Raw genomic sequence first — 14,971 nt, 5'->3', positions numbered from 1 at the left:
ATTAGGGCTCCTTGTACATGTTTTTTATCTCAGCCTGGTAATGTTCGTAGATAATCTTACGACGCAGTTTGAGCGAAGGAGTAATCTCATTTCGTTCCATGCTAAAAGGCTCGCAAATGAGGGTGATACGTTTGATTTTCTCAAAGGCGGCCAGCCCTGCTTGTAGCTCCTCAATGTGCGCCATAGCAACCTGTTGCATTACCGGCATGTGAGCGATTTGCTCAAGTGGGCATGAGGAGTCTATGTTGGGGTCTCGCTCTTGGGCGAGGGAGATAAGGAGCGACCAATTGGGGTAGATAAGTGCGGAAACAAATTTGTATCCGTCGGCTACGACGGCTACTTGCTCGAAAAGCCGATGAGATGTAAGGAGGTTTTCGATTTGCTGTGGGGCAATATACTTCCCATTAGCAGTTTTGTAGAGATCTTTCAGACGCTCCGTAAAAAAGAGGGTGCGCCCTTCTAGACGACCTGCATCGCCTGTACGGAACCATCCATCTTCGGTAAAAGCCTCAGCATTGGCAGCCTCGTTGTGGTAATATCCCGGCATAATTGTTTCCCCTCGTAGCTGGATTTCATTATCCTCGGGAGCGATGCGTACTTCTATTCCTTCGAATACTTCGCCGATAGACGATAAGACAAATCCACGCTCGGGGTAAGCTGACACTGTAGCACAGGTCTCGGAGAGTCCATATCCTATGATGATGGGGATATCTACCGCATTCAAGAACTCATTGATGGGTTCGCTGAGCAACGATCCTGCCGTGGGGAAGAAGCGTCCGTTTTGCAATCCTGTGGCATGCTTTAGCAGGTAGTAGATGGTGTGTTTATATATCCAATGCTCCAAAGAAAGAAAGAGGGGAGCGGGTTTATATTGGTTCCAATAGTCAAGTTTATAGCGTTTCCCCACTTTGATGGCTCGCCGAAAAAGGCTTGCCATAAAGCGAGGAGACTCGTCAATATGCGCCATAACTCCTTGGTATACTTTCTCCCAATAGCGAGGAACATTACACATAAGAGTGGGCTTAATTTGAGGCATTAGCTCCTGTATCCGTTTGGGGTTGGTGACGATGGCAACGCGCACTCCCAACGCCCAGCATACATATACCCAAGCCTTTTCGAATATATGGCTAAGGGGAAGGAAGTTCACCGAGGTATCGTTGGGGCCAAGAGCCGGATATACCTCATGATGTCGTCTGATTTGTTCCACAAAAGCATGGTGAAGCACCTGTACTCCTTTCGGTTCTCCTGTGGTTCCGCTTGTATAGATGAGAACGGCAAGGTCTTCGCTTCGCGCTTCGCTCATGCGAATTTTTACCTTGGTTTCGCTGGGCATAGAGTCTCCTATGCGTATAAACTCATCGTAATATATAGAGGTTTTGTCGTCGAACTGGCGTACTACTTGCCGATCGAAGATTATAATTCGCTCGATTTGTCCCCGTTCGTGCTGTACTTGATAGGCATTATTGTACTGATATTGCTCGCCTACGAAGATGGTTTTGATCCCGGCACTGCACGCAATAAAGTAGACTTGATCCGGAGAGCAGGTAGAATAAAAGGGAACAGAGACTCCACGCAAGGCAAAGATCCCTAGTTCGGTATATAGCCCTTCGCTCTTATTGGGACTATAAATGCCTATGCAATCTCCCGGTTCTACCCCCAGTTGGGCAAGCCCTTTGGCTGCCAGCATACAATTTTGGGCTACAGTCTCGCCCGTAAGCCACTCCCATTCTTGTGTTTGGGGGTTGAGTTGTTTCAGTATTCTGTGGGAGTGGTAGTTGCTCTCTAGTAGCCCAATGATTTGGGAAAGGTGCGTGAGTTGCATAAGTTTCTCTCTCGATGCGATTATAAATCATGTAGGGACGAGACTCTGTCTTGATGCCTCACCCCATACAAAGGTACCGATTTTGCCGTAAGAATAGCTCTTTTATTGGGAGAACTGCTCCTGCATGGTCAAAAGTAATGCCGTAGAGCAGTAACTATGAGTAAACTATAAAACTTTTGAACTGTACGATGTAAGGAGAACGAAAGAGATACAATACACTAATGTGTACAGAGAACTCCATCCTAGGATATCCCACCACACCTACACGTATTTCAGAAAAAGAAAAGAATTGTATTGTGGAGCATATCGGACTCGAACCGATCACCTCGACACTGCCAGTGTCACGCTCTAGCCAGATGAGCTAATGCCCCGGAACTTTCGACTGCAAAGGTACGATACTTTTTGGAATAACCATTAGGTTGATGCAGATTTTATACTATTGCAGATTCTAGTATCGAGTACAACGAATGGACAAAAGTAAGGGGGAGACTTTGCCAAAAGAGGAGGAGGGCTTTCCTAGATTAGTCTAAACTCTAAAATCGTTTCTCTTCCGAGAGGGTAGAGGGTGGTAGGCTCCCTTTTTAGCTTCGGATTGATCCTTCTAAAAATAGAGGCTGAAAAACAAAGATTTACAGGGTGAAAATTTTTTCATTCTTGCCCAGAAAATTTTTCTTTTTCGGGCAGAAATAAAATATTTTTCAGCCTGTGTCCGAGTCCAATTCTGGCTAGAAAAGATTTTCATCTTCCTTTGTTTCGTTTTTCTCCCCCATTTCGTACCAATATTGCGCTATCTAGAGAGAAGAAAGGGTGTCCGTTCGAACGCAAAATTGTACCTTTGCAGAAAGGTATAGCCCAGAGGGAAGAGCGTTTGTCCGATGCTTTATTTCCCTATATATATTAAAGGTGTATACCTCCGGATGCAACGAAAAAGAACAAAAGCATAGTAATACAAAGACCGTATGGGTACAGACACGAAGTATATATTTGTGACAGGGGGTGTTGTATCATCTCTTGGCAAGGGAATTGTAGCCGCTTCTCTCGCAAAGTTGTTACAGGCTCGATGGTTTAAGGTAACGATTCAGAAGTTTGATCCCTATATCAATATAGACCCGGGTACACTCAATCCCTACGAGCACGGGGAGTGCTATGTGACCAACGATGGGCATGAGGCCGATTTGGACTTGGGGCATTACGAGCGATTCTTGAACGTGCCTACCTCGCGTGCCAATAACATAACCACGGGGCGTATCTATCAGAATGTAATCCGTAAGGAGCGTAGAGGTGACTATTTGGGTAAGACCATTCAGGTAATCCCCCATATCACGGACGAGATCAAACGGAATGTAAAACTCCTTGGTCAGAAAGAAAATTACGATTTTGTTCTCACAGAAATTGGTGGAGTGGTGGGAGACATTGAGTCCCTCCCTTTCCTCGAGGCTGTGCGACAGCTTAAGTGGGAACTTGGTAAAAATTGCCTTTGTGTACACCTCACTTACGTGCCTTATATCCATGCTGCAGGCGAGTTTAAAACCAAGCCAACCCAGCACTCTGTAAAGCAACTCCAAGAGGCCGGTATCCAGCCCGATATACTGGTGCTTCGTACCGAACAGGCGTTGCAAAAAGACATCCTTGCCAAGGTGGCTCAGTTCTGCAACGTAGCTCCGGATGCGGTGATTCAGAGCATTGATATGCCCACAATTTATGAGATCCCTCTACTTTTGAGAGATCAGAAAATGGATGAGGCTGTATTGCGTAAGGTGGGTATAGAACCCGGCCCTCGCCCCGAGATGAAGGCTTGGTGTGCTTTTGTGGAGAAACTAAAGAGTGCCCACGAAGAGGTGTCTATCGCCCTGGTTGGCAAGTATGTAGAGCTACAAGATGCCTACAAGTCTATTGACGAATCCCTCTTGCAATCGTGTACCTATAATGATAAAAAGCTGCGTTTGACCAGCATCCAAAGTGAGCATATCACGGAAGAGAATGTAGCAGAGCTCCTATCGGGTTTCGATGGCGTGATCATTGCCCCCGGCTTTGGACAACGCGGTGTGGAGGGGAAACTTGTAGCACTCAAATACACCCGCGAGAAGGGTATTCCCACCCTAGGTATCTGCCTCGGTATGCAGTGTATGGCCATTGAGTTTGCCCGTAATGTATTGGGCTTGGCTGATGCTAATACCGCAGAAATTGCACCGGCTTCGAAGAATAGGGTGATTGATATTATGGAGCAACAGAAGACGGTAACCGATCTTGGTGGCTCTATGCGCTTAGGAGCTTATACGTGCCGCTTAAAACCCGGCAGCAAGATCAGCGAAGCCTATGGTAAGGCCATGATAAGCGAGCGTCACCGCCATCGTTACGAGTTCAATGGTGAGTACAGAGAGGCTTTTGAGAATAATGGTTTCCATTGCGTTGGGGAAAATCCTGAAACAAATCTTGTGGAAGCCCTCGAACTCGAAGGTCACCCTTGGTACATTGGCGTGCAGTATCATCCCGAGTATAACAGCACGGTGGTAAATCCCAGTCCCATCTTTATGGGCTTTATTCGTGCGGCTGTGGCGTATCATAATACAAAGTAATTCCCCTCTTCTGATAGAGACTCCTTTCCAACTGTTGGGAGTCTCTCTACTTTTTGAGCATAACCAAGTAATATGGATAAAAATACAATCATCGGTGTGTCTTTGATAGCGGTAGTGCTTATCGGATTCATGTTCTTAAACCGTCCAACTCCCGAGGAAGCTACTCCCAAAGAGCCTATCGAAGCCACTTCTCCTGCTCCTGCGGAGACCACATCTTCGTCGGTAGTATCGCCTACATCCACAGATTCGCTAGCACCCGAGACGTCTCCTCTTTTGGGGCTATCCGGGGGGCAAGAGCAAATTGTTAAACTAGAGAATGAGAAGCTTGTAGTCTCTTTCTCCAACCATGGAGGGGCTGCCGTACAAGCTCGCCTTAAAGAATACAAAGCACAAAAGGAGCAACCGCTCGATCTTTTTACACCGGAGGATTGCTCGTTTAACCTCCCCTTACGTACAAAGATGGGGCAGGTTATTGATACCAAAGATCTCTATTTTGAGCCTATCGCTCAGTCTGACTCCTCTCTTACAATGCGTTTGAGAGTGGATAGTGCCGCCTATCTAGACTTTGCCTATACGCTAGTGCCGAATGACTATCGTTTGCGACTGAGCATCAGCGGAGCGCACCTCGATCGGTTGTTCCCAAGCAATATGCGCTACCAAGATTTGGAGATTGCTCAAAAGATTCGCCGTCAAGAGCTATCTTGGCAAAACGAAAATCAATACTCTGCCATCTACTATAAGTTGTTTGCCGACAAGGTAGAACGCTTGAGCGAGAAGGGGTCGAAGAGTGAGAAAGTGAACGAAAGAATCTCTTGGATTGCCTTCAAAGACAAGTTTTTCTCCTCGGTGTGGATTGCCGATGCTGCCAATGCTTTCGAAAGCTCCAGCCTAGAGCAGACTGTTATGCCCAAGGACGGGGAGTACACCAAAGACTGTAAGGTCGTAACATCCTTCCCATTTAGCAATGCTCAAGACGCCAGCGCGCATTTTACGCTCTACATGGGGCCCTTGGAGCACCACCTGCTAAAGGCGTATGACCAGGGTATAGACGAAGACGGAGATCGCCTCCATTTGGAGCATCTTGTGTATGTAGGAGGCAGTGTTTTCCGCTGGCTCAACGTGCATTTGATCATCCCGATTGTAGACTTCCTCAGCAAGTACATTTCCAATTGGGGGTTGATCATTCTTCTCCTTACCCTTATTATCAAAATGGCTCTCTCTCCTCTTACCTTCAAAAGCTACATGTCGCAAGCAAAGATGCGAGTACTTAAGCCACAGATACAGGCTATTAACGACAAGTATCCCGGTCAGGAGCAAGCTATGATGATGAAGAGAAGTCAGGAGACTATGGCTCTTTATAAGCAAGCCGGAGCGAGCCCGATGAGTGGGTGCTTGCCTATGTTGCTACAGATGCCCTTCTTGATTTCTTTGTATATGTTCTTCCCAACGGCTATTGCGTTGCGTGGAGAGTCTTTCCTTTGGGCGCAAGACCTCTCTACCTACGACGCCGTTATTTCGTGGAACTTTGATATACCTATTCTCTCCGGTTTGATGGGAAATCATTTGAGTCTCTTCTGTCTCTTATGGGCTGTGACCAATATTCTCTACTCTAGGTACACGATGAATATGTCTGCTACAGGGGACAATCAGCAAATGAAGATGATGAAGTACATGCCCTATATCATGTCTATCATGTTCTTCTTCTTCTTCAATAACAATGCCTCGGGGCTGTGCTATTACTACTTTATTTCTACCCTCATTACCATCTTGCAATTCCTCGGAAGTCGTCTTCTCATCAATGAAGAGAAAGTGCTTGCCAAGATGGAAGAGAATAAGAAGAAACCCAAGAAAAAATCCGGGTTTATGGCACGTCTTGAGGAGGCTCAGCGTCTCCAGCAACAGCAGATGCGCAATCAACAAAAGAAAGGTCGTTAATCTCCATTAAGTAGATAATCCTCTATGGAACCACTCAAACATGAATGCGGGATAGCTCTCGTACGGCTCCTGAAACCGCTCTCTTACTATCAAGAAAAGTACGGTACCTGGATGTACGGGCTCAATAAGCTCTACCTGCTGATGGAGAAACAGCATAACCGTGGGCAAGAAGGGGCAGGATTCGCCGCCGTCAAGCAACATGCCGCTCCGGGAGAAGAGTACCTCTATCGCCAACGTGCAGAGGGATCTAATGCTATTGCAGAGATATTCAGCGATACGCATCGCCTATTTGCAGACTATACCTCCGAGCAACTCAGTGATGCTGTTTTCGCTCAAGAGCATATCCCCTTTGCAGGAGAATGCTACATGGGACACCTCCGTTACTCTACTACGGGCAAGAGCGGTCTCTCCTTTGTTCATCCGATGATTCGCCGTAGCAATTGGCGTGCACGCACCCTTGCCATTTGTGGTAATTTCAATCTTACGAATGTAGATGCAATCTTTGATGCAATCACCAGCAAAGGGCAGCATCCGCGCGTAATTAGCGATATGCATATCCTGCTAGAGCAGATTGGGCATAGGCTTGATCGCGAGGTAGAGCGTGTGTATACTATGGGGCGTTTGGAGCACAACTTGCGAGGAATGGACATCACTCACTATATAGAAGAGAAGATGGATCTCGCTCAAGTGCTGCGCAAAGCTGCTCCCCTTTGGGATGGCGGATTTGTAATGTGTGGGCTTACCGGTAGTGGAGAGATGTACGCTGTGCGCGATGCCCACGGCATTCGACCGGCATTTTACTACGCAGATGATGAAATAGCCGTAATTGCTTCGGAGCGTCCTGTTATCCAAACCGTAATGAATGTAGCGCATGATACGATACAAGAATTGCTACCAGGGCAATCTCTCCTTATCAACCAGAGAGGGGAGATACGTATGGAGCAGATCTTGGCTCCCGATAACCTTAAGGCTTGTTCCTTTGAGCGTATTTACTTCTCGCGAGGCAGTGACGTTGATATATACAAAGAGCGTAAGAAACTGGGCTATTTGCTTGCTCCTAAAATCTTACAGGCCATTGATAATGATCTTGATCACTCGGTGTTCTCCTTTGTCCCTAATACTGCAGAAGTTGCCTATTATGGGATGGTAGAGGGACTCAACGATCATCTGAATCGAGAAAAGCTAGAGGCTATAAAAGAAAAAAATGGCACTTGTTCTCCAGAGGAGTTATCGGCCATTATCAATCGCAAGGTTCGCGTAGAAAAGGTGGCGATTAAGGACATCAAGCTACGGACTTTTATTGCAGAAGGGAATAGCCGTAATGACCTCGCTGCGCACGTCTATGACGTTACTTATGGTAGCATAGAGTACGGGAAAGATAATCTTGTAATCATAGACGATAGTATCGTACGAGGTACGACTATCAAGCAAAGTATCCTCAAAATACTCGATCGCATTGGCCCCAAACTAATTGTTATTGTATCCAGCTCTCCTCAGATACGTTACCCCGATTGCTATGGGATTGATATGAGTAGGATGAAGGAGTTCATTGCCTTCCGTGCTGCTATTGCCCTGCATGAGGAGCGTGGTACCAACTACATCATAGAGCAACAATACCGTGAGGCTTTGGGCTTACGCAAGGTGTCGCGCAACAACTTTGTACCCAATGTGGTAAAGGCTATATACAAGCCATTTTCGCCTGAGGAGATCTCCGAAAAGATTGTAGAACTGGTAAAACCCCAGCAGCTTAAAGCTGAGGTGAAGATTGTATTCCAGAGCATTGAGGGGTTGCACGACGCTATCCCCAATCATCCCGGAGACTGGTATTTTACAGGGAACTTCCCAACACCGGGAGGGGCACACCTTGTAAATGAGGCATTCATCAACTATGTGGAAAACGATTGGCATAAGGAGTAATATGAAGAAAGCAACCCTAACGCTGCAAGATGGCACCTCATTTGAGGGCTATTCTTTTGGAGCAGAGAAAAATATTGTAGGAGAGGTTGTATTCAATACAGCCATGAATGGCTATCCCGAGAGCTTGACAGACCCAAGTTACATGGGACAGATTATGGTGATGACCTACCCCATGGTGGGAAATTATGGTATCCCATCTTTTGAGGTGTCGCCCGAGGGAATATCGCGTTATCTTGAGAGCGAGCATATCTATATGCAGGCCATCTTGGTGGCAGACTATTCTACAGAATATAGCCATTGGAATGCTACTTCTTCTCTTGGGGATCGCCTCAGAGAGGAGGGGACTGTAGGGCTTACAAACATTGATACAAGAGCTCTTACAAAGCACCTTCGTGAGCATGGTTCTCAAAAGGGAACAATTACTATTGAGGGCGTTGATACCCCAATAGAAGATGCTCGATGGGAAGAGCGCAACCTAGTAGCTGAGGCTTCTACTCGAGAAGTGGTGCGCTACGGGCAAGGCTCTAAAACGGTAGTATTGATCGATTGTGGGGTAAAGCACAATATCATCCGTCAGCTATTACGTGAGGATGTTACCGTGGTGCGTGTTCCTTGGGACTACGACTTTTCCACACTCTCCTACGATGGTGTTTTTATCAGCAATGGTCCCGGGAATCCCGAGATGTGTACCAAGACCGTAGAGAACTTGCGTCGAGCTATTGCCGGAGATAAGCCCATCTATGGTATCTGTATGGGTAATCAGCTCCTCTCATTGGCTGCAGGAGCTAAGATTTATAAGCTCAAATACGGGCATCGGAGCCACAATCAACCGGTGCGTATGGTCGGTACAAATAACTGCTTTATCACGAGTCAAAACCATAGTTTTGCAGTGGATGGCAGCACATTGGGAGCCGACTGGGAGGAATGGTTCGTCAATCTCAATGACGGATCGAATGAGGGGATTAAGCATAAGACAAAGCCCATCCGTTCTGTACAATTCCATCCTGAGGCTTTTGGAGGACCTAAGGATACTCTCTTCATTTTCGATGAATTTCTTTCTCTCCTCTAGGGCGGTTGTATCCCAAGAGTGTGAGGGGAGATAAAGATTTTTTGAATCCATCTATTTCTATATTTCAGACCAAGCAATCAAGAAGACAATATGACTAGCAATGGCAAACCGAAGAAGGTATTAGTACTCGGCTCTGGTGCTCTTAAGATAGGAGAAGCAGGGGAATTTGATTATTCCGGTTCCCAAGCTCTCAAAGCTATTCGAGAAGAAGGCATTAAGACCATCCTTATCAATCCAAATATTGCCACTGTGCAGACAAGTGAGGGTGTTGCGGATGAGGTTTATTTCCTCCCTGTGACACCTTTTTTTGTAGAGAAAGTAATCGCCAAAGAACGCCCTGATGGCATCTTGCTTGCCTTTGGAGGACAGACTGCGCTCAACTGCGGTGTGGCTCTCTATCGGCAGGGAGTTTTGGATCGCTACAACGTGAAGGTATTGGGTACTCCTGTGGAGACCATCATTGCAACCGAAGACCGCGAACTCTTTGTCGAGAAGCTCAATGAGATTAACGTTAAGACTATCGCTAGCGAGGCAGTTGAGAGCATCGAGGCTGCACGTAAGGCTGCTAAGCACCTAGGTTACCCCGTAATTATCCGTGCTGCTTTTGCCCTTGGGGGGTTAGGAAGTGGCTTTTGCGATAATGAAGAAGAGCTTGATATCCTTTGTGAAAAGGCCTTTTCTTTCTCTCCTCAGGTGCTTGTAGAGAAAAGCCTAAAGGGCTGGAAGGAGATCGAATACGAGGTCGTACGAGATGCCTACGACAATTGTATTACGGTATGTAATATGGAGAATTTCGACCCTCTCGGTATCCATACCGGTGAGAGTATTGTAATTGCACCTTCGCAAACTCTCTCCAATAATGAGTACCACAAATTGCGTTCGCTTGCGATTCGTATCATCCGTCATCTTGGTATTGTAGGGGAGTGTAATGTACAATATGCTCTCGACCCTGAGAGTGAAGATTACCGTGTAATAGAGGTAAACGCACGTCTTTCTCGTTCCTCGGCTCTAGCCTCTAAGGCAACCGGCTATCCCCTTGCCTTTATTGCGGCTAAGCTAGGACTTGGGTATGGATTGTTCGACCTCAAGAATAGTGTTACGCGTACTACTCCTGCCTTTTTTGAGCCGGCTCTCGACTACTGCGTCTGCAAAATCCCTCGTTGGGACCTTGGTAAATTCCATGGAGTCTCTCGAGAGTTGGGCAGTAGCATGAAGAGTGTGGGAGAGGTAATGGCTATTGGTCGTACTTTTGAAGAGGCGATACAAAAGGGGCTCCGCATGATCGGGCAAGGGATGCACGGCTTCTGCGAGAATAAAGAACTCGTGATCAAAGATATTGATGCCGCCCTCAAGGCTCCTACCGATACACGTATTTTTGTGATTAGTAAGGCCTTTAGAGCTGGGTATTCAGTCGATGATATTCACAATCTCACACGTATTGATAAGTGGTTTTTGAGCCGACTTAAAAACATTCTGAACACGGCGGAGGAGCTCGAGTCGCACGCCGATTTGGAAGACATTAGCCCTGAGCTGATGCGAATGGCTAAGCAGCAAGGTTTTTCCGACTTCCAGATTGCCCGAGCTGTTTGGAAGCACGATCGCAATGATCTAGAGCAAGCCTCTAACGAGGTACGAGCTTTCCGTCTAAAGCAGGGTATCTATCCTGTGGTAAAACAAATAGATACCTTGGCAGCTGAGTTCCCTGCGCAAACGAATTACCTCTACCTTACCTACCATGGCGTGGAGCATGATCTCTCCTACCATACGACGAAGCCTGCCGTTGTTGTTTTAGGCTCCGGAGCGTATCGTATTGGTAGCTCTGTAGAGTTTGACTGGTGTGGGGTAAATGCCCTTAACACTATACGCAGAGAGGGGTATGACTCCGTAATGATTAACTACAACCCCGAAACGGTAAGTACCGACTACGACGAGTGCGACCGACTCTACTTCGACGAGCTTACCTTCGAGCGTGTAATGGATATCCTAGAGTTGGAAAACCCCATGGGGGTAATCCTCTCTACCGGGGGGCAGATCCCCAATAACTTGGCAGTCCGATTGGATCAAGAACGCGTACGTATCTTGGGTACGTCTGCTCAAAGTATCGACAATGCAGAAGATCGTCACAAGTTCTCCGCCATGCTCGATCGCCTTGGTGTTGACCAACCGGCTTGGCGAGAACTAACTTCGATAGAGGATATCGACGACTTCGTTCGCGAGGTGGGCTATCCTGTATTGGTTCGCCCGAGCTATGTGCTCTCGGGGGCTGCCATGAATGTATGTTCCAACCACGAGGAGTTGGAGCGTTTTCTCAAGTTGGCAGCCAATGTGTCGCAAAAGCACCCCGTAGTAGTGAGCCAGTTTATTGAGCATGCTAAGGAGGTGGAAATGGATGCCGTGGCTCGCAATGGAGAGATTATTGCTTATGCCATTAGTGAGCATATAGAGTTTGCCGGGGTACACTCCGGGGACGCAACCATCCAATTCCCGGCTCAGAAGCTCTATGTGGAGACGGTACGCCGTATTAAGCGGATCAGTCGACAAATTGCAGAAGCTCTCAAGATTTCGGGTCCCTTTAATATCCAATTCCTTGCCAAAGACAACGATATAAAGGTGATCGAATGTAACCTAAGAGCTTCCAGAAGTTTCCCCTTTGTCAGCAAGGTCCTTAAGATAAACTTCATAGATCTTGCCACACGCATCATGCTGGGCTTGCCTGTAGAGAAACCCAATAAGAATGCATTCGATCTTGACTACGTAGGGATTAAGGCTTCGCAATTCTCCTTTACCCGTTTGCAAAAAGCCGACCCTGTACTCGGAGTGGATATGACTTCTACAGGGGAGGTAGGCTGTATTGCAGACGATACGGACGAGGCTATCCTCAAATCCATGCTCTCCGTGGGGCAGCGTATCCCCAGCAAGGGTATTTTGCTCTCCTCGGGAGGATATAAGCAGAAGGTGGCTTTGATGGACGCATGTCGCCTTCTCACCAAGAAGGGGTATACCCTCTATGCTACGGAAGGTACACACAACTTCTTGCAAGAGAATGGTATACCCTCTGTACGAGTTTACTGGGAGAAGGAGGCAGGTAAGCCCTATATTTTCAGTTTACTGCAGGAGCATGTGGTAGACTTGGTGGTCAATATCAACAAGAACCTTACGCCTGGCGAGCTGACTAATGGGTACAGATTGCGCCGTTCGGCTATCGATCTTAATATACCGCTAATTACGAATGCTCGTTTGGCTTCTGCCTTTATTACTGCCTTCTGTCGCTTATCCGAAGATGATATTCAGATTAAGTCTTGGAGCGAGTATAAGTAACACGATTTGATTTATAGTGGGTGCTTCGGATAGATATAGATCCGGAGCACCCTTCTTTTATGCCGAGCGGAGATCTTTTTCACTTCAAACAATTCAGTCTCGATCAGGCTGGATGTGGAATGCGTATCGGGACGGATGGGGTTCTTCTGGGCGCATGGGCTTCTATCGATACCCGAGAAGAGACTCCGTTACGGATTCTAGATGTGGGCTGTGGCACGGGGCTTATCGCCTTGATGCTGGCACAACGCTATCCTCGGGCAGAGGTAACGGCTCTAGAGATCGAACCTACGGCTGTGGAGCGAGCTACCTACAATGCGGCTCAATCTCCCTTTTCGTCTCGGGTTAGGGTAGTGCAAGCCGATTTTTCAACTTGGCAAGCTCTCCAAGCGTTGTATGACTTGATTGTATCCAATCCTCCCTATTACAAGAATACGTTGCAAGCGCGATCAGAGGCAAGACATACGGCTCGGGCGATTGGTTTTCTCTCCCCAAAAGAGGTTTTGCGTCGTGCTTCGACTCTTCTAAGTCCCCAGGGTGTTGTTGCTCTAGTTACCCCTTACGACCAATTAGAAGAACTGAGAATGTTTGCCTTTACTCAGGGCTTAATTCCTATACGCCTAGCGGCAGTACATACCACTCTGGGCAAACCACCCAAGCGCCTATTGAGCGAATGGACAAGGAGAGACGGGCAGCTATTACAGCCAGCTTTGTTGCAAACGCTTGTTATTCATGGGGATACTATCGCCTCTTATTCTCCGGAATATCTTGATCTTGTCCATCCCTTTTATACCTTTCTCTAGTACTTCGCCCACTTTGTAGGGGAGAGTGCCCCCCTCTCTTCTAATTCGGGAATATTTTCTGCCTTCCTCTCTAAACCTGTTTTGTAAGGGGAGCATTTCCATTTTACCTACAACTTCTTGCTTCGTTTGGCGTCAGCTGAAAAGTTCCTTCTTTTCTGCCTGATTTTCAAATCTTTTTCAGCCAGAAATAGCACTGCATTCTGCCTGAAATCTCTAGGATTCTTGGGCAAGAATTTCTCCAAGATTAGGCAAGAAAATGCTATATTTGTGCCTGAATCACAGTAAATAATGGAACTAAGATATGAACAACTTTAGGTATTACAATCCCACACAACTGATATTTGGTAAAGGCAGTATAGCTCGTCTAGCCAAACTTTTGCCCTCAGATGCGAAGATCCTCGTAACCTATGGGGGAGGGAGTGTGCGCCGTAATGGGGTCTACGAGCAGGTAACCTCAGCTCTCCAAGGCTTTGAGTATAGTGAGTTTTGGGGGCTGGAGTCGAATCCTACGGTAGAGACAATCCGCCGAGCTGTAGCCCAAGGGAAAGAAAAGAAGAGCAATTTTGTACTAGCCGTAGGGGGTGGTTCGGTCATCGATGCCTCCAAGCTTATATCCGCCGCTCTATTGCGAGATGAAGACCCTTGGCAGCTGGTATTGCAGGGTATTGTACGCGATCGGTTTGTTCCGTTGGGTACTGTGCTAACTATCCCTGCTACGGGGTCTGAAATGAACTCCGGAGCTGTCATTTCTTCTTCGGAGACAAAGGAGAAGTTCCCATTTCACGGCCAATTCCCCACTTTTTCTATCCTCGATCCGGAGGTTACATACACTCTTCCTCCTTTCCAATTGGCCTGCGGCATTGCCGATAGCTATGTGCATGTAATGGAGCAATACCTTACAGCCCCGGGGCAGAGTCGCTTGATGGATCGCTTTGCAGAGGGGATTTTGCTCACCCTCAGAGAGATTGCCCCTTTGGTACTCAGTGGAGAACCCAACTACGATGCCCGAGCCGATTTTATGGTGGCAGCTACTCACGCCCTTAATGGCTCCATCAATTGGGGGGTGAAGGAAGATTGGTCTACACATATGATTGGGCATGAGCTGACCGCTATTGCAGGGCTCACGCATGCGCACTCTTTGGTTATTGTTTTGCCCTCTACCCTGCGCGTCATGAGCCGGATGGGCGATAAGCACGACAAGATGCTCGAATATGCTGAGCATATTTGGGGTATCAAGGAGGGCAATGACGAGGAACGTATAGAGGCAGCCATTCAGGCAACGGAGCAGTTTTTCCGCTCTTTGGGGCTCACTACGCGCCTTCGTGAAGCCGGAGTTTCTCAAGAGGTAGAAGACGAAATAGTACGTCGGTTTACAGAGAGAGGCGTTGTGTTTGGAGAAAATGGAACGGTAACTCCCGAGGTCGTACGTGAGATTTTGGCAGATTGTCGCTAATTGCCTTCTCGTTCGGAGGTTAAGATCGTCTGAAAAAAACTCTAGGAATAAAGAATAAACCTACATAATAAGTCTACAAAA

Annotated in this window: 8 protein-coding genes and 1 tRNA gene; 7 read left to right on the top strand and 2 right to left on the bottom strand. The window is 47.2% G+C overall.

Translation table 11 applies throughout. The features are described 5' to 3' along the window. Position 1: 1 nt before the first annotated feature. Together ACTTHR_RS02910 and ACTTHR_RS02905 are read right to left on the bottom strand one after the other, a co-directional pair. On the bottom strand, positions 2 to 1,822 hold the full coding sequence (locus ACTTHR_RS02910; protein WP_442605128.1) for an AMP-dependent synthetase/ligase: 1,821 nt from the start codon (positions 1,820 to 1,822) through the stop codon (positions 2 to 4). Positions 1,823 to 2,119: 297 nt separating this feature from the next. Continuing rightward, positions 2,120 to 2,193, bottom strand: a tRNA-Ala gene (locus tag ACTTHR_RS02905). Between the two features lie 588 nt (positions 2,194 to 2,781). Here ACTTHR_RS02905 and ACTTHR_RS02900 point away from each other — a divergent pair. The 7 genes from ACTTHR_RS02900 (at position 2,782) to ACTTHR_RS02870 (ending at position 14,890) form a co-directional block, all read left to right on the top strand. After that, on the top strand, positions 2,782 to 4,398 hold the full coding sequence (locus ACTTHR_RS02900) for a CTP synthase (protein WP_442605127.1): 1,617 nt from the start codon (positions 2,782 to 2,784) through the stop codon (positions 4,396 to 4,398). Positions 4,399 to 4,470: 72 nt separating this feature from the next. After that, positions 4,471 to 6,333, top strand: a complete 1,863-nt coding sequence (gene yidC, locus ACTTHR_RS02895) for a membrane protein insertase YidC (protein ID WP_442605126.1) — start codon at positions 4,471 to 4,473, stop codon at positions 6,331 to 6,333. Positions 6,334 to 6,357: 24 nt separating this feature from the next. Next, positions 6,358 to 8,250, top strand: coding sequence for an amidophosphoribosyltransferase (locus ACTTHR_RS02890; RefSeq protein ID WP_442605125.1), 1,893 nt, complete (start codon positions 6,358 to 6,360; stop codon positions 8,248 to 8,250). Between the two features lies 1 nt (position 8,251). Next, positions 8,252 to 9,319, top strand: a complete 1,068-nt coding sequence (carA, locus tag ACTTHR_RS02885; protein ID WP_442605124.1) for a glutamine-hydrolyzing carbamoyl-phosphate synthase small subunit — start codon at positions 8,252 to 8,254, stop codon at positions 9,317 to 9,319. Between the two features lie 90 nt (positions 9,320 to 9,409). After that, positions 9,410 to 12,637 carry a carbamoyl-phosphate synthase (glutamine-hydrolyzing) large subunit gene (carB, locus tag ACTTHR_RS02880; RefSeq protein WP_442605123.1) on the top strand — a complete coding sequence of 1,076 codons (3,228 nt, stop codon included), beginning with the start codon at positions 9,410 to 9,412 and terminating at the stop codon, positions 12,635 to 12,637. Between the two features lie 59 nt (positions 12,638 to 12,696). Further along, the gene (locus ACTTHR_RS02875) at positions 12,697 to 13,437 is read left to right on the top strand and encodes a tRNA1(Val) (adenine(37)-N6)-methyltransferase (RefSeq protein WP_442605122.1); all 741 of its coding nucleotides are present in this window, start codon (positions 12,697 to 12,699) and stop codon (positions 13,435 to 13,437) included. Between the two features lie 301 nt (positions 13,438 to 13,738). After that, positions 13,739 to 14,890, top strand: coding sequence for an iron-containing alcohol dehydrogenase (locus ACTTHR_RS02870; protein ID WP_281676842.1), 1,152 nt, complete (start codon positions 13,739 to 13,741; stop codon positions 14,888 to 14,890). Positions 14,891 to 14,971 lie beyond the last annotated feature (81 nt).

Source organism: Porphyromonas endodontalis (assembly GCF_052173515.1).
GTDB lineage: Bacteria > Bacteroidota > Bacteroidia > Bacteroidales > Porphyromonadaceae > Porphyromonas > Porphyromonas endodontalis_A.
The sequence above is the reverse complement of the archived record's forward strand: the minus strand, read 5'-3'. Positions and strand labels throughout refer to the sequence as shown.